We start from the raw sequence: 897 nt of genomic DNA, 5'->3' as shown, positions 1-897 counted from the left end.
AGGAGCACGACATGCTCCGCGACGCGATCCGCTCACTGGCCGAGGCGAAGATCGCGCCGTACGCCGCAGCGGTGGACGAGGAGTCCCGCTTCCCGCAGGAGGCCCTCGACGCTCTGGTGGCGAACGACCTGCACGCCGTCCACGTCCCCGAGGAGTACGGCGGCACCGGCGCGGACGCGCTGGCCACGGTGATCGTGATCGAGGAGGTGGCCCGCGTGTGCGCGTCCTCCTCCCTCATCCCCGCGGTGAACAAGCTGGGCTCGCTCCCGGTGATCCTCTCGGGCTCCGAGGACCTGAAGAAGCGGTACATGACCCCGCTCGCCAAGGGCGACGCGATGTTCTCGTACGCCCTCTCCGAGCCGGACGCGGGCTCCGACGCGGCCGGCATGAAGACGAAGGCGGTCCGCGACGGCGACCACTACGTCCTCAACGGCGTGAAGCGCTGGATCACCAACGCGGGCGTCTCCGAGTACTACACGGTGATGGCGGTGACCGACCCCGAGAAGCGCAGCAAGGGCATCAGCGCCTTCGTGGTCGAGAAGTCGGACGAGGGCGTCTCCTTCGGCGCCCCGGAGAAGAAGCTCGGCATCAAGGGCTCCCCGACCCGCGAGGTCTACCTCGACAACGTCCGCATCCCGGCCGACCGCATGATCGGCGCCGAGGGCACCGGCTTCGCCACCGCGATGAAGACCCTGGACCACACCCGCATCACCATCGCGGCCCAGGCCCTCGGCATCGCCCAGGGCGCCCTCGACTACGCCAAGGGCTACGTCAAGGAGCGCAAGCAGTTCGGCAAGCCGATCGCCGACTTCCAGGGCATCCAGTTCATGCTCGCCGACATGGCCATGAAGATCGAGGCCGCCCGCGCCCTCACCTACCAGGCCGCGGCCGCGTCGG

At 69.3% G+C, this 897-nt stretch carries 1 protein-coding gene; it reads left to right on the top strand.

Going from position 1 to position 897, the window contains the following annotated elements:
* Positions 1-897: acyl-CoA dehydrogenase family protein (locus SPR02S_RS54775; protein ID WP_019065513.1), on the top strand; the 897-nt coding region annotated here is incomplete at both ends.

The organism is Streptomyces prunicolor NBRC 13075, from assembly GCF_000367365.1.
Lineage (GTDB): Bacteria > Actinomycetota > Actinomycetes > Streptomycetales > Streptomycetaceae > Streptomyces > Streptomyces prunicolor.
The sequence above is the reverse complement of the archived record's forward strand: the minus strand, read 5'-3'. Positions and strand labels throughout refer to the sequence as shown.